Source organism: Larkinella ripae (assembly GCF_054780775.1).
The window spans coordinates 13,242-31,819 of record NZ_BAAGVR010000030.1 but is presented as its reverse complement, the minus strand read 5'-3'; the positions used below and the strand labels follow the sequence as shown (position 1 = coordinate 31,819).

The window sequence follows — 18,578 nt, the reverse complement described above, 5'->3', positions numbered from 1 at the left end:
GCGGGATTGCAAATCCATCCGATAACGTGTTCATTTGTAAGCCGAACACACCAAACCGACGTTGTCCATGAGACCGATTCTGTATCTGCTTTTGTTTCTGTTTGTAGTCTTTGGTATCTTTTATTACCTAACGGCCTGGAGTTACAGCGATGGCGAACGCGCCGGAACCATCTCCAAATACAGCCGCCGGGGGTTTGTTTTTAAAACCTGGGAAGGCGTTTTGAACGTAGGCGGTTTTTCGGGTGAAACCGGTTCGCTGACCCCCCAGTATTTTGATTTTTCGGTGAAGGACGATTCCGTGGCCCAGCAAATCAACCAGGCGGTTAAAACCGGTCAGCGCGTGACCCTTCATTACGAAGAAAAACTGGTCAAGCTTCCCTGGAACGGCGAAACCAAATACTTTGTAACCGGCGTCGAAATCGTGGAACCGCAGTACCAATACGGCGCTCCCGGCCAGCGCTATCAGCCCAGCCAGCCGGCTCCGCAACCCCAGCCCACCCAACCAGCACTGCCCGTACCGGCTGATTCTATGCAGCGGGATACGTTGTAACGCACGCATGGACTTATGCTAAAAACCGTCTTTCCCAGCCGCATTTTTCCGGACGAACTGCTGGATCAGTACCGTCAGCAGGGCGATCCGCCGGCCGATGCCGTTGTTGCGTCGGTGGCCACCCGCAGTGGTCACGCCGGTGTTGGGTTGCTCATGCGGTGGTTGGGAAAACCGGGTGAGCTGACCGGCGTGGACCAGCCAGCGGTTGTGCTGGAATTTATGCACACCCACGCCCACCTCCCCGACTGGGCCGACAGCCGCCAAATGGAAACCGCCATGCGGTTTTTCAAACGAAACGAAACGGCCGTCGGCATGACGCTGGGGTGTTATTCGCTGCCGTACTGTTACGCCGGAGCCGACGGCGCGCGGGTCCTCTGGCTGTCGCAACGTATTCATCAGGACACCCACAAACGGCTCGAAGAAACCGGCGAATGGGTGTTCGGCATGATGAGAAAACGGAACTGGGAAACCGGGAACGCCCTGCATCACACGCTGAAAATCCGGCTGATGCATGCCGCCATTCGCTGGTTTACGCTCCAGGGTGGACAGTGGGACATGCGCTGGGGTTACCCCATCAATCAGGAAGATATGGCCGCGACCAACCTGGCGTTCTCGTACATTGTTATCCGGGGACTGCGCAAAACCGGCGTTACGATGACGCCCGAAGAGGAAGAAGCCTACCTGCACAAAATCAACATTGCAGGCTATTTGCTGGGGGTTACCGAAGACTTGATTACCCGCAATCTGCGCGAAGCGTTTCACCTCGAACGGGCCATTGCCCGGCGGCAATTCCGGGCGTCGGAACAGGGGGTTGGCCTGACCCGCGCGTTGCTCCGGGAGATGGAAAAGCTTCCGCCACCGGCGCTGCGGAACCTCCCGGCGGCCCAAATGCGTTTCTTCCTTGGCGATGAGCTGGCCGATTTGCTGGCCGTTCCGGCGGTTGTGGTGGAAAAACAACTCGTGGGCCTGGCCAATTCATTCCCCATTTTCCCGAAATTTTTAAGTTATAACCAGTGATACGCTCCAATCTTCTCTGATTACCTCTGGGTAACCTACTATTAATCAGAGTTCATCAGAGGACATCAGGGCCGATCAGTATAGGAATGGACATTCTACAACAGGAGCCGATTGCGGCTCTGGCGACGGCGCCCGGCCTAGGAGCGATTGCGGTTATTCGGGTTTCCGGCGAAAAAGCCATCGAAATTACCAATCGGCTCTTCCGGGGGAAAGATCTGACCCGACAGGCTTCCCACACGATTCATTTTGGCACCCTCCGGGACGCAGCAAACACGATCATCGACGAGGTGCTGGTGTCCCTTTTCCGGAGTCCGGCTTCGTTTACGAAAGAGGATGTGGTCGAGCTTTCCTGCCACGGCTCGGATTATGTGATTCGTCAGATTCTGCGGCTGCTGCTGAACGAAGGCGTCCGGATGGCGCAGCCGGGAGAGTTTACCCAACGGGCGTTTCTGAACGGGCAGTTCGATTTGGTGCAGGCCGAAGCCGTGGCCGACCTGATTGCTGCCGATTCGGAAGCTACGCACCGGGCCGCGCTGACGCAACTCCGGGGCGGTTTTTCCCGGCAATTGAAAGCCCTGCGGCAGCAGTTGATCGAGTTTGCCGCCCTGATCGAACTGGAACTGGATTTTGGCGAAGAAGACGTTGAATTTGCCCAACGCGATGATCTTCGAAAGCTGGTTTTCGCGATTCAACGGGTGTTGCGGCCGCTGATCGATTCGTTCTCCGTTGGAAATGCCATTAAAAACGGGGTAGCCACGGTGATCGCCGGGAAACCGAACGCGGGAAAATCGACGCTCCTGAATGCCTTATTGAACGAAGAAAAAGCGATTGTTTCGGACATTCCCGGCACAACCCGCGATGTAATCGAGGACGAACTGTTTATCGACGGAATTCGCTTCCGACTGATCGATACGGCCGGACTGCGCGAAGCCACCGACGCCATTGAAGCCATTGGTGTCGAGCGAACTCGTCAGCAGTTGGAAAAAGCCGCCATCATCGTGTACCTGTTCGATGCAGCGGAAACCAGCCAACAGGAGATCATTGAGGTGGAAACGGAACTGGAAAAACGACAGGTGCCTTATCTGCTGGTGGCTAACAAGATCGACCGCTTATCCAACCACGACATGGCGCGTTGGCAGCTTCAGTTCGGGAAGAATCTGGTGCCGATTCAGGCCAATACCGGGAAGAATCTGGATGGTCTGGTTCAACGGCTGACCGGTTTTGTCAAGACCAACGCCATTCCGGGCAGCACCGTAGTGACGAATTTGCGCCATTACGAACACCTGACGCAGACGGATGCGGCTCTGGTCCGGGTGCTCGATGGGCTTGATGCGGGCAGCACGCAGGACTGGCTGGCCATCGACCTCCGCGATGCGCTCCGGCACCTGGGTGAGCTGACCGGCGAAATCACCACGGACGATTTGCTGGCGACGATTTTCAGCAAATTCTGTATCGGAAAGTAATCTTGCTCAACATACTTTTTGTATCTCTTCATTATTTCACTGTAAAACCCTATTTGATGGCCTTTTAATCAGTCACTAGTGCTATTTTCTGAGTAATACCTCTAGGTTATTCATTGAATATTTGTACCTTAGTTGTACCTATTTGACGGGCTGTATACAATGGCCCGTTTTTTAGGAGAAGTTATGGCACATACTGACACACAATATCCTTTACTGGCACAACCTGGCAATTGCTGACTCATGAGCTCTAATTTACGAATTAACCGAATTTGTGAGCAGTGCGGCAAACAGTTTGAAGCTCGCAAAACTACTTCCAAAACGTGCAGCGACGATTGCGCCAAGAAAGCCTATAAAGCCCGTAAGCGGGCAGAAAAGGTGGAAAGCAGCAATAAGCGGGTAGAGCGAATTAAAACCAAGCCCATCGAAGACCTGAAAGCGCAGGAGTATCTGACCATTAACGAAACAGCCCATCTAATACGCATCAGTCGCCGGACCTTATATCGGATGAACGAGCGGAATGAATTACGCTTTGTTAAGCTGGGTCGCCGTACCGTCATTCGCCGGTTCGATATCGACCGCTTATTCGACCAGCCAAAAACCGCGGCCGGTCCCATAACGGTCGTCATCCCCCTCTCCGACTGCTACACCATGAAAGAAATTATCCAGAAATATGGCATTTCGGATAAAGCCCTGTTCGACCTAATCCGGAGAAACGAAATTCCGAAGCAGTACCACGGAATTTATGCCTACGTGCCCAAATTCCGGATCGATGAATTATTATCAAACACCACTCAGCCATGATTAAAGTCAAACTGAGACGAAAACCCATCACGGATGGACGCTCCAGCCTTTACCTGGACTTTTATCCGGCCATACCGCATCCGGAAACCGGTAAACCAACCCGGCGGGAGTTTCTGGGGCTTTACATTTTCAATAAGCCTAAAACAATTGGCGACAAAGATCAGAACCGGGAAACGTTCTCCCTGGCCGAGAGCATTCGGGCAAGGCGACAACTCGACGTTCAGCAGGGTGCCTACGGTTTTCTGTCCGACCGGCAGCGTAAGACCTGCTTTGTAGATTATTTCAGACAACTGGCTGCCAAACGTAAGGGGAGCAACCACGATAACTGGACTAGTGCCCTGGCGTATCTGGAAGAGTTTACCGGTGGCACAATTAAAATGTTCGATCTGACGCCAAAAAAGTGCGCCGAGTTTCGAGAATATCTATTGTCCGTTCCCAATCGGCGAAACGGTGAACCTCTAGCTATCAATTCAGCCCTCTCCTATTTTAACAAATTTAAGGCTGCTTTAAAACAAGCGTACGCAGATGGCTTACTGGTTGTCGATCTGGATTCAAAAGTTGCATCGATCAAGCCTGAAGAAACAAGCCGGGAATTTCTGACTATAGAGGAGTTGCAGGCTGTAGCCAATACCGAGTGTGCAATTCCGGTTATGAAAACAGCCGCTCTTTTTTCGGCTCTAACTGGGCTAAGATTTTCAGATATTGCAAATTTGAACTGGGGTGAAGTCCGGCACACGGCCAGTGGTGGTTACAGTATCCAGTTCCGCCAACAGAAGACTCAAGGGGTAGAAGTCCTGCCGATCCCGGAGCAGGCTTTTGAGCTGCTGGGCCAGCGGGGTGAACCAGGCAACCGGGTGTTTGCCGATCTTATCTATTCAGCTTATAACAACCAGCTGTTGAAAAAATGGATTAAAGACGCTGGAATTACGAAAGAAATAACCTTTCACTGCTTCCGGCATACGTATGCGACACTCCAGTTAACAATGGGGACTGATATCTATACCGTCTCCAAAATGCTGGGGCACCGGGAGTTAAAGACCACTCAGATTTACGCTAAGATCGTAGACCAGAAGAAGCGGGAGGCTACGGATAAGATTAAGTTAAGTTTTTAATATTTTTTATCCATGGAAAAGGAGGAATATCTTACAACTCAGATTGTGCAAACTTTCCCGCATGGGAACGTCATATTAATTGAAAAAGGTGAGTTACAATTATTAGATATAGAAAAAAAAACAATCGAATTAAAGATTGCCTATACGAAGGCATATAAAGACAATAAAACAAAATCAAGGAACCGTGAAAGTCTTAAACGAAGTAAACCTGGGAATATAGAAATAACTTCATTTACTGAGATACCAATTAGGGAATGGAAAAAGGTCGAATCCGAAGCTATTGAAATCATGTTACGTCAGGCTCAGTTGCTCAGATATGAACAAATGGCTAAAGTCATTTTTGAGAATGAAAAAGAGTTTTATTTTATCAAGTGGAGGCTTCGGGTTGAATTTGATGAATTTCGGCATTGGATAAGTGTTCAATACTGCAATCAACCTATTCATGTGATTTTTGAAAATATGAACAACGATTCAATTGTTAGAGAGTTTAATATGTTTTATGCAGAAAGCAGATACAAAAGAGAACAGGCTCAACAAATATATTATGACACATTACGTAATACTAACTTTTCATCTCTGATTAAAATATCAGCCGAAATAGGGAATTCAGTAAAATCAAATTTATTCAATTCTATGCCTTTGGATCAAGTTGAAGCTTGGTTTATGAAATTAGCAACGAACACAAGTAAAAATGGCCGACCACATTTATCTGAAGCAGAAGTAAATCAATTTATTAATCAAGCATTTTGCAAAAAATCACAAGTTCAAAAATTGACGATAAATATTGCGAATGGCGAATTGATGTCTGTGACAAAGCTATTCTATTTGTATTATGATTCTTGCTCGAACAACTACGGATATGAACCAACAAGAAAATGTCGAAAAAAATATATTGACCTAATTGTGGACAACTTTACAAACTTTGACCGGTTCACCTTGTTACAAAACTTTAACAACTCAAAAAGAGCTTCTAAAACATGGAGTTAATACTGATTTAGTACTGCCAGTACTGATTTGATACTGGCAGTACTGTTTTTCGCCACCTTCCCAATAATGCTGTACTATTGCTGACAAGTTTCACACCTAGAACTGTCAGCTATGGAACAACCATCCATCACATTCGACCAACTGCCTAATTATGTATACCAATTAGGTCGTAAGGTCGATGATCTCATGAATTTTCTGAGATCGCAGGCTCCGCCGACTCCGGAGCGTTTTTTTACAATTGAAGAGCTCAGTAATTACCTCCCCGGTAAACCCGCAGTTACTACCCTTTACGGTAAAGTTCAACGGCGCGAAATTCCATTCTCCCGAAAAGGCAAACGATTAGTATTCCGCCAGGCGGACATCGACCAATGGTTAATTGGTAGCCAGGCAAGACCCACAGCCGAATTAGCCAATAACTACATGAAATCTGGAAAGCGCGCCCTGCAGCGTGGCAATGCATCATGATTTCGTCATTTAACATTTTCACTTTCTCGTCCTTTCGTTTAATCGTCTTTTCAAGGAATAACGAAAGAACTATTTCGTCAAATCTTTATGAAGATAATTTGTGTAGCATCCCAGAAGGGTGGTTGTGGAAAAACGACCTTGTCACTTAATCTGGCTTATTTCTTCTCCGGAACCCTTCGTGTAGCCTTGGCAGACACTGATCCACAGGGTTCAGCATCTGGCCTTTCCGGATTACTGGAAAACATCACAATTATAAAGCTGGACGATTTGTTGAAAGCCGAGATTTTGGATGAGTTTGATTTACTGATTTGCGATACACCGCCCTATCTCTCCACCCGTTTGCCGGAGTTGTTCGCGATATCAGATTATGTGTTGGTGCCTACCAAACCGGGATATCTGGATGCCATGGCCATAAAAGGAACTGTTGAACTTCTGGAAAGAAGTATGAAAACATACAAACGCTTAAGAGCGGGCATTCTGTTAACCATGGTTCAATACCGCACGTCTATAACGGAGGAGGTTCGAGCCCTGATAAAGGAGACCTACTCAATTCCCCTGCTGAATACAACAATCACGCAAAGAGTCAGCTACATGAGGTCACCCATCAGTAACGGGATTTTTAACCTGGAGGATCTAAAAGCTCAGGCTGAAATAGTTGACCTAGCGACAGAAATCATGGATCAATTAGACTTAATCCCACGATGAAATTAACAGAGAAAAAAAATCAGTTAAGTCAGCAACGATCTAAACTGTCTGCCTTATTGAAAGCGCCAAGTGGCGTGCCTATTCAGGAAATACGACCTGTTCAAGAAAAGGAACCTTTAGCTGGAAAAATACCACCAATGGCTCCAGTCGGGCAAATACCGCCTAAGAAGGAATTTGTTTCTAAAGAAGTGCATGTCAATTTCAAGGCAGAGGAAAAGTTTATGGAGCGAGTTTGGATACATGCCGCCCGGACACGTATGACACTTAAACAAATAGCAATTACTGCTTTCTCTGAATATCTCGACCGAAATCAGCCATCTGACTAACTTCAGACAGTTGCTTATTACATATAATGAAACGGTACTGGAGTATGTGTTCGTATAACACTACACGTTCATAAAAATCCCTCTGGCAATGGCGCAAAATACTATTTCAGGCCGATCACCGAAAGGATCGACTCCGGTCCTTCTTTTTGCCGTTACGAAAGAAATAAGCGCCGTTGGTGGTTCGGTCTGGCTGATTCAACCAGATGCGTACAGTACCATTATCCGGGCAGCGATTGTTAAGGTTAATTGTCGAATTATTGTGCCGCGCCCCGGTGAAGATATTAACGAATTGCCACCAGAGAAAAATAGCCATGTCGTGCAGACTATCGAGGATTTACGATCCTGGTTGAGTGATTTAGCCACTGGACAAAACTGGTAACTCCTATTTAATCCACCCCAAATTTATGAATGTTGATAACCCAACACCGGCCGAATTGAAGCTAATTAAGGCCGCCCAGCAACAGGCCTGGGCCAAAGTAAATGCGAAAACAAAGTGGTCCGATGCAGATTTTCAAGATGCACTTTTCTCCCACAACGAGTACCGGTCAGATGCGAAAGACTGGTATTATTCGCTGGCAACGTTGGAAAAACTAGCCTTTGATCCCCGAACTCCCGAACCGCAGGCCAGGCAACTTCATCAGCTGCTCATCGCTTTCCACCAGCAAAAGTAAAACGAAATAAGCACCATGAGCAATCGATCCACACCGCAAATACTGGAGACTGACATTATACCTGCTCTGTTTGAAAAGCTTGATCAGGCTCTACCTGAATTCGGCTTTGTTCGGTTCGATAAAGGCTGGAGGTCCACATCGGGCTTAAAAGTCGACGGTTCAACCGGCAAAGAAGGGAAAGTCGTTGTTCTTGATCATATTCCCAACCGGATTTTTGATTATACCCGCGGTAACATTTCTCTTTGGGACTACGTCAAACAGCGGGATGGGCTTGATCAGCAAGGTACTTTGCAACGCCTGGCCGAGTTAGCCGGGGTTCCATTACTGAATTCGGAATTGACTCCGGCACAGGCTGAGCGCATCCAGTCTTTTAATCGGTCGGTTCAACTCTGGGAAGACTTGAATGATCTGTTCATCGATAGTCTGCATAACCCCGACAACCCAGCTAGTAAATCAATTCAGGCGCAGCTCGTCACGCGGTATCTGGTGGAAACCCGGCAATTTAAGCCGACGTACTTCCGGGGTTCCGGAACCGGTTTTGATAAAGAATATCCCAAAATGGAAGCGGGGCTTGTTGCACCGCTACAGCAGATTGAAAACTACCTGCGCATTAAAGGTTACAGCGAAAGTGAGATTCTGCGATTTACGGCATCTAATCCCACGGCCGGCCGTTCCCATCTCTTATCGTTTCCCTACCGGGATGCCATCGGACGCGTCCGCGGAATGGTTTTCCGTTCCGTGACTAATGAAGAACCCAAGTACCTGTATTCGGCCGGTCTGGAAAAAGATCAGCTCTTGTTCAATCAAAAGCCGCTGCGGAAGAATAAAGATTTAGTTGTCGTCGAGGGCATTTTGGATGCCCTGCATTGTTCGGCCGTCGAAATTGAAAATGTAGTTGCCCTTGGCGGTACCTCCCTCTCCCCGCGCCAGATTGAAAAAGCCATTCAGGCGGGTACCCGTCGTATCACCCTAATGCTTGACAATGATCAGGCTGGCCGAAACGGTACTTTAAAGGCCCTCGATTTATTGTTGAAATTTCCTCAAATCAAACCTTTTGTGGCTGTCCTACCGATCGATACTGATCCGGACGAAGTAATACGGGATCAGGGCCCTCAGGCCATTCAGGACCTGATAAAATTAGCTCTTCCAGGTTATCTGTACCGTCTTTGGGTAACGATTGCCAAATACGGGGATTTGGAAGAAGCCCAGAAACGGAGCCTGACCGAAAAGGAAAAAAATGACTTACTGGAAGACATTCAGGCTGTATCTGTATTGGTCACCGATCCGGTTGAGAAAGACCTTTTTATCAAGGCATTCGTCGATGACCCTGGGCTGCAGGAATTGGGCATAACCCACGAGTCGTTAAAAGCAAAAGTCGACCAACTGCAGTTCAACGCTGCCCGGGACGCTACCCATCAGGCCGTTGCCAAACTGCTGACGGAAACCCAGGAACTACAGAAACAGGGCAAACCTCTCGAAGCGCTGGAAGTTCTGAGCAGCAAAGTAGCCGAAATTCAAATCCGGCAGCGGGAGCCCGATTTTACCCGGTTTTTAGCCATCCCCACTGAGCAGGAGATCGGTAAAATCATCCAAGGGGAGCCCGACGGTGTTGCCTCCGGTTACTGGCTGAAAGATGCTTTCGGAACGATTCAGGAATTGGAACTGCCAGCTGGAGCACTCAGCATTATAGCCGCCCGCACGAGTCACCGTAAGACTGGCCTGATGATGAATCTGGCGTTGAATATTGGTCAAGAGACAGCGGATAAAGCGGGCAAAGAGGTTCACTTCTTTAGCTACGAAGAAAGCCGGGAAGCTATTTTGTGTAAACTATTGAATATTTATATCAACGAAGAGTTTCGAGCAGGTATTCCCAACCTGAAATACATCAAAAACTACTACAAAAAGGGCGGCCATGACTTTCAAAATCCCCGATTTCTTGCAGGCAAAGCCCAGTTTTTTAGCGAGTTGATCAACACGGGTCGCTTGCGGGTTCACTATTCCAATTTAAAGGGCCCCGTGTTAGCCGATGCCATCCGGGCTCTACGCAAGCATTCCAATGTAGGTGTGGTCTTCATCGATTACATCCAGTTGCTGGGCATCGAAGGGAAGTTTCAAAGCCGTCAGTTGCAGTTGCAGGCAATTTGTGAGCTACTTCGGGAAGCGGCCATTGATACGGGTTTGCCCATTATTCTGGGGGCTCAATTCAACCGGGAGGTAAATATGGAAGAAGTAATTGATAGCAGTAAGCTACGAGAATGTGGCGACATCGAACAAACGGCTGATTTAGTGCTGGGGCTCTGGGACCGGAAATTTTCCAAACTTGGTCAAAAAGATCGCAGCGGTGGAAAAGCAATGCCATGTCCGGGTGAATTATATGTTGAAGCGCTCAAAGGTCGGACCAATGGGGCAGGCAGTTCGGCGGTGTTGAATTATGTGAGTCATACCGGCAGAATATCGAGCAACTACCCACCAGAGGCCCACTGGGCAAAAGGCACTTCAGGCTTTAAATAAAATCAGCAGATCCAATGGAGCAGCCAATGATCGACACCTATTTTGAGATGCAGTTCGAAAGCCCCCTGGCCGGGCAGATTCATCTGATGCGATCCGAACTTCTTGAAATAGAACCTACACTGGATGTCATTTCAAAAATGGCGACTAAAGAAGTTATTCTCTTATACTTACAACGATTGGCGATAAACCCAGTCAGGCCGATTGTTAGCGCTGAAATAATGATTGAGGCTCGGCAGGCTCACGTATTGATTCACAATTTTGTAGAAAATCTAACACTAACTATCAACGAGAAAAAAGAGTGGGTAGTCAATTTTACCTTCAAAGAATTTATTGATGGTTTTGAAAATGTAGAAGAAGGCCGTGATTTCATTCCACCCTCGTTAGAGGAGGGTCACAGGGTGTTCAGGTTCTATAAAACGTTAATCAAAAGCCATTTTTACAACCGCGAAGCTGTTGGCAAAGCCGTAGAGTTCTTCTTTCTTATTCATAGCCCGCAGATTCAGAAAATTCTCGAAGATCAAAAGAAAGGAGTAGAAACTAAACAGAGGAAAGCCCCAAAAAAAAAATACAAAAGCACTGACGTTGTTAAATTAACCCCTCCAGCAAAATTTAGGCGTCCAAGTATATTTATAGAAAATAGCCAGCGAAAAGCCCAGAAGAAGCAGGTTGTGTTAAAGCACAAGGTTAATCCTCTACAGCTTCCAATTTTTTTATCAATAAAGCAGGATGAATTAGAGGGTATTGATGAAAATTGGTTCAACGATCGGCTCAATCAACGGATAACCCTCTCCGCTACGGAGCATAAATTAGTTATCTCTATTTCCCAAGTGCTTCAAGAGGTAAGTCGAAACACAGAAAATCCCGACAAGGAAGATTATTACACGGGCAACGCGGACCCCAACAAAGAATTTGAAAACAAAACGGAAAATGTTGACCAACGATTTGTAACCAGAATCCAAGAAGATGGCCGGCTTGTTGATCAGCGGACGGCTACCATCTCATTTCCACTCTACAAACTCACCCAGGTATATATTGGGCGAGCCAGAAAAGCGAATACGGCAGAAAAAGACTTTGTTCTTAAACTTGCCATGAGCTTTCAGACGGATTTTCGAAAAATGATTTTGGTGCCTACCAACGCTAGCGGTGGAGGTATTGATTATGAATTTGAACCCATCATGAAAGTGGTCCTCAGAACATCTATTGGGCAAAAACCATATCTAGTCCTGAAGCTACATCCCGTTTTTATTGATCAAATAGACAGAAAGTTTGCTGAATACCCATATGGTTATCTCGATAAAATATATGAAGCAAACGGAGGAAACCAGCGGCTATCTGACGTTGTTTTGCCGTTTCTGGATTACCTAGCCCATCTGAGGGCAAACCGTAATAATTCAAATTACAACCCGACAATTTACATCCCAAACCTGTATTATTTATTAGCAAAACATTGGGTAGAAGATCCACAAAGAGGCTTGAAATTTGTAAAAAAGAAAGTTGATGAGGCAATTCGAATTGCAGTTGATGTTGGGCTTCTGAACCATCTACCTACGGAGATAGAAGGGAAAACCGGTGAACTGATGTATAGATGGGATATCAATTCTAACTGGTGTTGAAAGTAAGAATAGCGTGCGCAAAATGGCTGAAAAGTAAGAATAGCGTGCGCGAAAAGTAAGAATGGCGTGCGCGATAGTAAGAAATACGTGCGGAGACTATTCATATAAATATCTAATATTCAGCCATATACACGTATAATAATTTCTTTAGAAACATTTAGAATCTTCCTTAGAAGATTTTAGAATGAGCAAGAGTCCGTCAAAACTCCCTCTTGCTCTAAAAACGGGAATGCTCGCTGAACTGTGTCAGTAGGTTTTATTCGAAGCGATGAAATTTGATGCGTTCCTCAAATATAATACTGAATTGATTAATGACCTCTTTCCAATTATAGGTCGTTGTTTCCCATTTAATCTGCAAATTCTGGATTGTCAGATAGACGAGTTTTTGTAACGCTACATCTGAAGAAAAGGCCCCCTTGGTTTTCGTGACTTTTCGTAACTGACGGTGATAGCCTTCGACCGTATTAGTCGTGTACATGACTTTGCGAATAGCGGCTGGATAGTCAAAAAAGGGAGACAGTACGTCCCATTTCTCCAGCCAAGGTTGTATGGCTTTAGGATAAGCGTTGCTCCACTTTTCTTGCACCAACAACAGGTTTTCCAGGCCTTGTTCCCGGTTGGGAGCTTGGTAAACCGTCTTGAGATCCCGAGCAAACTCCTTCAGTAACTTATCGGGTATAAAACGAAAGCTATTCCGAAGTTGATGGACGATACAAAGCTGGATAGTAGCCGTTGGAAAAACGCTGGCGATGGCGGTATCAAAGCCTTTGAGGCCGTCCACACAGCCGGGCGGCCGGTGCCGTAATCAGCAGGTCGTCTACGCCCCGTTGTTTCAAGTCAGTCAATACCCAGAGCCAGAACTTAGCTGACTCACTTTCAGCCGTATAAATCCCCAGTACTTGCTTTTTGCCAGTCAAACTCAGACCAATAATGCTGTAAAGTACGCGAGTGACGACCTTGCCCTCATAGCGTACTTTATAGTAGATGCCATCCAGCCATACTAGCGTATACAAGCTTTCCAAAGGTCGATTCTGCCATTCTCGCAGGGCCGGAATGACTTTATCGGTAATAGCCGTTAATTCGCTGTCAGACAACGAATAACCGTACATTTCCAACAGATGCTGGCTAATATCGGCATAGCTATTGCCCATACTGTATAAGGAAAGCACCTTGTGTTCAAGTTGGGGTGTAAGGACGACCTGTCGCTTAGGGACGATTTGGGGGTGGTAGCTGCCGGTTCGGTCACGCGGAGTTTGCAAGTCTAAGGGGCCAGCGCTGCTTTTAACCTGCTTGGTGGTTTTGCCGTTTCGACGATTCTGCTCGCTGAGCCGGGTCTGGGTCAAATGCCCATCCATTTCCCCTTCCAAAGCGGACTCTAAAAAGTGTTTGAGTAAAGGGGCAAACAGGCCGTTTTCGCCTGTGAGTGGTTTACCTTCGTAAAGGCCTTTGATAGCGGCCTGTTTGAAGGCCTCGAAATCGAACTCGTTGGTCATGATGGTGAAAGTTAGAGTTTTTCTTCCCTTTATTCACCTGTGACACAGTTTAGCGAGCAGTCTCAAAAACAAACTAAAATCTGCCTGATAGCTACAAATTAACACAATCTCATAACTAAACAACCAACCCCATGTATCATCTCAATTTAAATCACATCAAGCTGTGGCAAAAACACACGACCTCCGAGTTTGACACGCTCCGCTATTACTCCTTCAACTGGAAAGACGCTGAGTATTCTGAACTGGATCATCCATCTGCTGCCGAGTTCGAAAAGATTATCAAAGCCTACAACCAGGGCAATTACCTGTATGAACAGCTGACCCAACTCCGGCAATTGTGTCTGGACATTTTGGGCGGCAAGCTTCCTGACATGAGAAAGGAGTGGAATAATGCCATGGACCCTAACCCCTTTGATCCATTTTGTCAGTTTGAATGGCTGTTTGACTAGGAAGACCAGCCCGAAGCGCTGCCGCCGAAAATTAGTCAGTATGCCGAACTGCTGGAAAGCATGCAAGCCTACCGGGAACCCGATGCCAAAAAAACCAAGCAGGTTCTGGCTGCACTGAGACGCTACGACTGGTTCTACGCCAGTACGAACAACTTAATTCTGTCGGAACGGCTCGTCATAGATAAAACGCAGGGGGTCAAAACCTTCGCCCGCAAGATTCTTAGGATGTTCAAAGGTAGGAATTCCGTAGTGAATTTTGACAGCAGGCAACCTTTGAGCTGAAGGCCATGCCCAGCCCTACCACTAGGTCACCCCACTTGCTACAATCAGCTGCCGGGTGCGTGGAGGTTTTCAAATCTTAAATAGTACAGCGCCTTACGGATTTCATTTGGTAAGGAATCCCTTTTTCCAGCCAATATGCCAGCACCCCGGGGGTGTGCACAAAACACGCCGAGGACCCGGGCATGGCCAGACTACTGTGTACGGGCGCTCGCGTGAAAGGATTTTGTAAAAAGTCTTTGTTCTAAATTTTTAGAAAAAAGGAAGGGGGGTGACGGATCAGCACCCCCCTCTTCTCTCGCTCGAAGATTCGCAAAAAGGTGTCTAAACTTTCAGAAGCTTCTGGTTAATTGCCTGATTTTTAGTATAATGACATTGAAAAATATGAATTGTAGTTGGTGTTAATTTTACACAATCAATTGATTATCAATTTTTTACGGGTTTGGTCAAAAAATCAATTGTCGAACCCAATTTGCTAAATCCGCTTTCACGTATGGAACCCCACCGCCAGGCATATCAGGCATATATACTCTTATTCCATTGGCAGTTTTCTCCATCCTTACCCTGTTGCACCTGATCCTGCTTTTTGTCGCCATGCTGTTTTTTGAAGTGCGTGCTTATGCTGAAAGCAAAAAAAAGACCGCGCTTCAGGATGAGACCAGCCTTACAATCAGTACTCCAACTAAAACGTAACTCCGGGGTTACACCTTGGTTCTATAAGGTGGAAAAATCCTACGTTTTGAATCCCGATCAAACCAAAACCAAAAACAATGACCGGCTACCGAGTCGAAAAAGGCATCTCCGGCGGCCAGACGGGTGTCGACCAGATTGCTTTGGAAGTGGCACGCAGTACAAGAATTCCCACCGGTGGTGTGGTTCCAAAGGGCTACCTCACTGAAACGGGTCCTGCCTGGTGGCTAGCCGATTATGGATTGACAGAAGATGCCAGCAATAAGTATCCACCCAGCACCCGGCGCAATGTTTTCGAATCCGACGATAAGGTAATTTCGACACTGCTTCTTCTGGAGTGAATTTCACCACCAGCTGTTGCAAACAAGCAGGTGTGCCTTATATTCATAATCCAACCGCACCCGCGCTCGAAGTATTTATTCTTAACCAGGGCATCCGGCTTCATTTGAACCCGGTAACCGGGCCAGTAAGATTACGCCAGAACAGATTCAGAAAGTACGAGCTCTTCTGACGCAGGTCTTCAAGCTGTTATATTTCTTCCCATTAAACTGACCCTCCATGGCTTAACCAAATTAAAACTGCAACGTGCGGCTGGGTATGGCTGGCAAAACCGCTGCTGAACTTTGATACTGGCAAGGTAGGGAATCAAAAGGATGGAAAGGAAGACGTATCAAGGTACTTTTTCTATGTATTAAAAAGTGAAATAAATATGCTTTATATTGCCTTAAAAATGCTTGACTGTCAAAATATTATCCTTAAACCTCACTCAAAAATGGAGAAATTAATTGAGTCCTTGTTTCAAAATGGAATTTGGTTGATACTCACCTTTGTAATTGGCCTTCTATGGAGGTCTTATGTACATCCTTCCATAATGGAATTATTTGATAGCGTTAAGTTACGCAAGGTATGGACGGCTCAATTAAAGTTTAGTTCAGACAAAGTTCATGATATACGAATGGAAATTGATAAGAAGGGACATTACATTTCTGGCAAACTTGAATTCACGAGTGGGGATCATATCGGAGAGAAATATACAATCTCAGGAAGATATCATGACGCTCTTTTAACTTTTTACTACTACGCTGATGATAAGGAGAATACAAGCCAAGGTACTGCCACACTAGAGCGAAAAGGAGATCAATCATTTGTATCATTAGATGGCTACTTTGCCTATTACAGTCAAAACAAGGGTTCAATTGATACAACAGTCTGTTTATTTAAACCTACATCTGCCAGATAGCAAATAAAACAAAGAATTCTCTATCGTTAATGAGTGTTAGTGTCTACGGTGCAACGGGATATTTATTATCGTGTAAAGGCGTACCTTACTGAAAAAATAAGAAAAATAGTGATAATTTTAATTTTACTTATATTATGACAAATGCACAGATTCCATTTTGGTATAAACTTATTTTAGGTTTAAAAAGCAGGGGTAAGATTGCAACAGGATTGACACTTCCATACATCATCGGAGCATACAAGTTGATAGGCAATTACGAAGAGCTAGAAGATTTGAGTATTGAAGCTTTATTAAAGGATATTGCAAAAAATAATACTCTTAGGATTCCTTTCATACAAATGTGTCCTGTTATAAACCAGTACGTAGTAGGTATTGAATCAAGAAGTTATGAGAAATACTTTATACATATCAACGATTTAGGAATTTTATTTCTAGGTAACAATGCTGAAACTTTAGGAGCTACTTTTAATGAAATATGTACTAATTTAAAATTAAAACACGATACTCATATAAATAATGAAAACTTTTCTTGGGATAAAGACAAAGAGACTTGGAGAAATTTTGATCACAAAGATATTGACAATATAGCGAGTATAAATTAATTAATGAAATCCGTAAAAGATAAGCTCCCAGCTATTACCGAGGCCATTTACAGAATCATGAATAAATAAAGTCGTAGAACTTTTCGCCGGGTGGAGTTGAAAAGTATCGAGCCAATAGAAGGACAATTATCATGCAACCAGCAAGGAACCGCAAGTCCTTCAGTATTGAAAGTGAATGTTCCCGTTCTTCTATGGTTCTACCCGGCAGAAGCAATCCAAAAATGCTGAAGCCTCCTGTCGGAGCTCAATAATAAATAGGTTCAGCATTTCAGTTTGATATGATTATCATCGTAAACCTGGTTGGTTGGAAGGGTAGTTGTAACAAAATTCGGACAGTTCCTAAGTCGTAACTTCTTGTCTTTCTCGGCGTCAAGCATAGGCACGTACCAACTGTACATTACGTTGTGTTTGAGGCACAGCAACCAATTTAGCAACTCTCGAATTTGCCGGATGGTCGTGGGTGATATACAAATGATGTATTTGCAATTTTCCTTTTCTCAAGTTTGTCTAATGCGGCTTGCGTATGTCATATTGGAATTCATTATTCTGTTTATAGATTACTACCGATTGCGGTTTGAAATTAGGTACATGCGTGATGTACCTGTCAACCAGTTTAACGTCCTGATTTTAAGTAAATACACCGCCCACAACCCGAGAAGCTTAATTTTATAGAATTGGTACGTAGATAAGCTAATATTCATATAGGTACTTGAGTAACCTAATCTAAATTTCTCTTTATCAATCTAAAAATACATGTTGTAAATATTCATAAAGAAACCATTCAATAGGCTCCCTTTTCGGCAGTTCACCTTACCGAAGTTTACGGTTATCCATTTTTGTTAACTGTTAACGTATATAGGTATGAGTAAGTTTTTTATCCTCCTTCTTGAAAAAAAGTATACGGTTACCGTGTGAAGCTTGCTCTGAAGGAGTTAGACCGCCAGCGGTCGACTGTCCCACCTGGGCAAATTTCTGCAACAAATGTTTGGAAGTTGGCGATATTGATTTTAACTTGCTGATACCCTACGATTTAGTGGATTTGCCTGATTCTTTCAGCCTTCTGTCGAAACTGTATGTATCCGAGGAACTGGAAAACAACCGTAAACAGCCACCAACTGGCCATTATTGCCCCCGATGACTACACCGAAAGCGTGCTTTACACCATGCAAGGTGTTTCGCTGCGGTTGTTAATCTATTTGGGAAAGCGGTTAGGGCCGGACGGCACGGTTGAAGCCTCCACTGCGGATATTGCAGCCTGTATAGGCTGCTCTTGTGTGATGGTTCGTAGGGGTTTGGCCGAGTTGAGAAAAAATGAAGTGATTGCTCCTATGAAACGGGGTCATTGGGCGGTCAATCCGCGGGTTTTACGGCCTGTTTTTTTCAGTTGTTAACCTCGGCACTTCCGTACCGGGGTGGTATTTTATCCATTTAATGAAATGACCACACCCAGAAAAAATACTTCGACTGCGCGGGCCAGATTGACCGGAAGATGCATATAATTGCTGGCCAGCTCAACTGGCCGCATTAGCGCGGACGGCACTGTGTTTCATTACTACTCCTAATCCAACTGGCTCGTTTACCTTAACAAATCTTTATCCATATCA

General features: G+C 45.5%; 19 protein-coding genes and 1 pseudogene. 19 read left to right on the top strand and 1 reads right to left on the bottom strand.

What is annotated here, in order from left to right:
- Window positions 1-67: 67 nt before the first annotated feature.
- From ACYVHX_RS26575 to ACYVHX_RS26515, 13 genes are all read left to right on the top strand, one after another.
- Window positions 68-550, top strand: a complete 483-nt coding sequence (locus ACYVHX_RS26575; protein WP_460674742.1) for a hypothetical protein — start codon at window positions 68-70, stop codon at window positions 548-550.
- Between the two features lie 15 nt (window positions 551-565).
- On the top strand, window positions 566-1,567 hold the full coding sequence (locus ACYVHX_RS26570) for an oxygenase MpaB family protein (protein ID WP_460674741.1): 1,002 nt from the start codon (window positions 566-568) through the stop codon (window positions 1,565-1,567).
- Window positions 1,568-1,653: 86 nt separating this feature from the next.
- The gene (gene mnmE / locus ACYVHX_RS26565; RefSeq protein WP_460674740.1) at window positions 1,654-3,030 is read left to right on the top strand and encodes a tRNA uridine-5-carboxymethylaminomethyl(34) synthesis GTPase MnmE; all 1,377 of its coding nucleotides are present in this window, start codon (window positions 1,654-1,656) and stop codon (window positions 3,028-3,030) included.
- Window positions 3,031-3,270: 240 nt separating this feature from the next.
- Window positions 3,271-3,831, top strand: coding sequence for a helix-turn-helix domain-containing protein (locus tag ACYVHX_RS26560; protein WP_460674739.1), 561 nt, complete (start codon window positions 3,271-3,273; stop codon window positions 3,829-3,831).
- Window positions 3,828-4,943 (top strand): tyrosine-type recombinase/integrase, encoded by a 1,116-nt coding sequence (locus ACYVHX_RS26555; RefSeq protein ID WP_460674738.1) that lies wholly within the window; start codon window positions 3,828-3,830, stop codon window positions 4,941-4,943. The genes ACYVHX_RS26560 and ACYVHX_RS26555 overlap by 4 nt, the downstream gene beginning before the upstream one ends.
- A gap of 12 nt (window positions 4,944-4,955) precedes the next feature.
- Entirely contained in the window at window positions 4,956-5,930 is a 975-nt protein-coding gene (locus tag ACYVHX_RS26550; protein WP_460674737.1) for a hypothetical protein, read from the top strand.
- Window positions 5,931-6,041: 111 nt separating this feature from the next.
- Window positions 6,042-6,395: a helix-turn-helix domain-containing protein gene (locus tag ACYVHX_RS26545; RefSeq protein ID WP_460674736.1), complete on the top strand. Its 354-nt coding sequence runs from the start codon at window positions 6,042-6,044 to the stop codon at window positions 6,393-6,395.
- A gap of 87 nt (window positions 6,396-6,482) precedes the next feature.
- Complete coding sequence (locus tag ACYVHX_RS26540; protein ID WP_460674735.1) at window positions 6,483-7,100, top strand: nucleotide-binding protein; 618 nt, start codon at window positions 6,483-6,485, stop codon at window positions 7,098-7,100.
- Window positions 7,097-7,426 carry a hypothetical protein gene (locus tag ACYVHX_RS26535; RefSeq protein ID WP_460674734.1) on the top strand — a complete coding sequence of 110 codons (330 nt, stop codon included), beginning with the start codon at window positions 7,097-7,099 and terminating at the stop codon, window positions 7,424-7,426. The genes ACYVHX_RS26540 and ACYVHX_RS26535 overlap by 4 nt, the downstream gene beginning before the upstream one ends.
- Before the next feature lie 88 nt (window positions 7,427-7,514).
- The gene (locus tag ACYVHX_RS26530) at window positions 7,515-7,805 is read left to right on the top strand and encodes a hypothetical protein (RefSeq protein WP_460674733.1); all 291 of its coding nucleotides are present in this window, start codon (window positions 7,515-7,517) and stop codon (window positions 7,803-7,805) included.
- A gap of 25 nt (window positions 7,806-7,830) precedes the next feature.
- On the top strand, window positions 7,831-8,097 hold the full coding sequence (locus ACYVHX_RS26525; RefSeq protein ID WP_460674732.1) for a hypothetical protein: 267 nt from the start codon (window positions 7,831-7,833) through the stop codon (window positions 8,095-8,097).
- A 15-nt stretch (window positions 8,098-8,112) separates the two neighbouring features.
- The gene (locus ACYVHX_RS26520; protein WP_460674731.1) at window positions 8,113-10,608 is read left to right on the top strand and encodes a DnaB-like helicase C-terminal domain-containing protein; all 2,496 of its coding nucleotides are present in this window, start codon (window positions 8,113-8,115) and stop codon (window positions 10,606-10,608) included.
- A gap of 14 nt (window positions 10,609-10,622) precedes the next feature.
- Window positions 10,623-12,221 (top strand): hypothetical protein, encoded by a 1,599-nt coding sequence (locus ACYVHX_RS26515; RefSeq protein WP_460674730.1) that lies wholly within the window; start codon window positions 10,623-10,625, stop codon window positions 12,219-12,221.
- A gap of 256 nt (window positions 12,222-12,477) precedes the next feature.
- Here the strand turns inward: ACYVHX_RS26515 and ACYVHX_RS26510 are convergent.
- Window positions 12,478-13,714 (bottom strand): annotated as a pseudogene (locus ACYVHX_RS26510) (IS256 family transposase).
- A gap of 131 nt (window positions 13,715-13,845) precedes the next feature.
- On the opposite strand from ACYVHX_RS26510, the gene ACYVHX_RS26505 reads away from it, so the two are divergent.
- The 6 genes from ACYVHX_RS26505 to ACYVHX_RS26480 all read left to right on the top strand — a co-directional run bounded on the left by ACYVHX_RS26505 (window position 13,846) and on the right by ACYVHX_RS26480 (window position 18,365).
- Window positions 13,846-14,163, top strand: coding sequence for a hypothetical protein (locus ACYVHX_RS26505; RefSeq protein ID WP_460674729.1), 318 nt, complete (start codon window positions 13,846-13,848; stop codon window positions 14,161-14,163).
- An 846-nt stretch (window positions 14,164-15,009) separates the two neighbouring features.
- Window positions 15,010-15,135 (top strand): hypothetical protein, encoded by a 126-nt coding sequence (locus ACYVHX_RS26500; RefSeq protein ID WP_460674728.1) that lies wholly within the window; start codon window positions 15,010-15,012, stop codon window positions 15,133-15,135.
- A 77-nt stretch (window positions 15,136-15,212) separates the two neighbouring features.
- Window positions 15,213-15,473 carry a YpsA SLOG family protein gene (locus tag ACYVHX_RS26495; protein WP_460674727.1) on the top strand — a complete coding sequence of 87 codons (261 nt, stop codon included), beginning with the start codon at window positions 15,213-15,215 and terminating at the stop codon, window positions 15,471-15,473.
- A 431-nt stretch (window positions 15,474-15,904) separates the two neighbouring features.
- Window positions 15,905-16,372, top strand: a complete 468-nt coding sequence (locus ACYVHX_RS26490; RefSeq protein WP_460674726.1) for a hypothetical protein — start codon at window positions 15,905-15,907, stop codon at window positions 16,370-16,372.
- 134 nt (window positions 16,373-16,506) lie between these two features.
- The gene (locus ACYVHX_RS26485; RefSeq protein ID WP_460674725.1) at window positions 16,507-16,974 is read left to right on the top strand and encodes a hypothetical protein; all 468 of its coding nucleotides are present in this window, start codon (window positions 16,507-16,509) and stop codon (window positions 16,972-16,974) included.
- 1,073 nt (window positions 16,975-18,047) lie between these two features.
- Window positions 18,048-18,365, top strand: a complete 318-nt coding sequence (locus tag ACYVHX_RS26480; RefSeq protein WP_460674724.1) for a hypothetical protein — start codon at window positions 18,048-18,050, stop codon at window positions 18,363-18,365.
- Window positions 18,366-18,578 lie beyond the last annotated feature (213 nt).

Bases quoted from the DNA above. Each gene is read 5' to 3' on its own strand.
- ACYVHX_RS26575 (WP_460674742.1), top strand. From the start codon at position 68: ATGAGACCGATTCTGTATCTGCTTTTGTTTCTGTTTGTAGTCTTTGGT.
- ACYVHX_RS26570 (WP_460674741.1), top strand. From the start codon at position 566: ATGCTAAAAACCGTCTTTCCCAGCCGCATTTTTCCGGACGAACTGCTG.
- mnmE (WP_460674740.1), top strand. From the start codon at position 1,654: ATGGACATTCTACAACAGGAGCCGATTGCGGCTCTGGCGACGGCGCCC.
- ACYVHX_RS26560 (WP_460674739.1), top strand. From the start codon at position 3,271: ATGAGCTCTAATTTACGAATTAACCGAATTTGTGAGCAGTGCGGCAAA.
- ACYVHX_RS26555 (WP_460674738.1), top strand. From the start codon at position 3,828: ATGATTAAAGTCAAACTGAGACGAAAACCCATCACGGATGGACGCTCC.
- ACYVHX_RS26550 (WP_460674737.1), top strand. From the start codon at position 4,956: ATGGAAAAGGAGGAATATCTTACAACTCAGATTGTGCAAACTTTCCCG.
- ACYVHX_RS26545 (WP_460674736.1), top strand. From the start codon at position 6,042: ATGGAACAACCATCCATCACATTCGACCAACTGCCTAATTATGTATAC.
- ACYVHX_RS26540 (WP_460674735.1), top strand. From the start codon at position 6,483: ATGAAGATAATTTGTGTAGCATCCCAGAAGGGTGGTTGTGGAAAAACG.
- ACYVHX_RS26535 (WP_460674734.1), top strand. From the start codon at position 7,097: ATGAAATTAACAGAGAAAAAAAATCAGTTAAGTCAGCAACGATCTAAA.
- ACYVHX_RS26530 (WP_460674733.1), top strand. From the start codon at position 7,515: ATGGCGCAAAATACTATTTCAGGCCGATCACCGAAAGGATCGACTCCG.
- ACYVHX_RS26525 (WP_460674732.1), top strand. From the start codon at position 7,831: ATGAATGTTGATAACCCAACACCGGCCGAATTGAAGCTAATTAAGGCC.
- ACYVHX_RS26520 (WP_460674731.1), top strand. From the start codon at position 8,113: ATGAGCAATCGATCCACACCGCAAATACTGGAGACTGACATTATACCT.
- ACYVHX_RS26515 (WP_460674730.1), top strand. From the start codon at position 10,623: ATGGAGCAGCCAATGATCGACACCTATTTTGAGATGCAGTTCGAAAGC.
- ACYVHX_RS26505 (WP_460674729.1), top strand. From the start codon at position 13,846: ATGTATCATCTCAATTTAAATCACATCAAGCTGTGGCAAAAACACACG.
- ACYVHX_RS26495 (WP_460674727.1), top strand. From the start codon at position 15,213: ATGACCGGCTACCGAGTCGAAAAAGGCATCTCCGGCGGCCAGACGGGT.
- ACYVHX_RS26490 (WP_460674726.1), top strand. From the start codon at position 15,905: ATGGAGAAATTAATTGAGTCCTTGTTTCAAAATGGAATTTGGTTGATA.
- ACYVHX_RS26485 (WP_460674725.1), top strand. From the start codon at position 16,507: ATGACAAATGCACAGATTCCATTTTGGTATAAACTTATTTTAGGTTTA.
- ACYVHX_RS26480 (WP_460674724.1), top strand. From the start codon at position 18,048: ATGTATCCGAGGAACTGGAAAACAACCGTAAACAGCCACCAACTGGCC.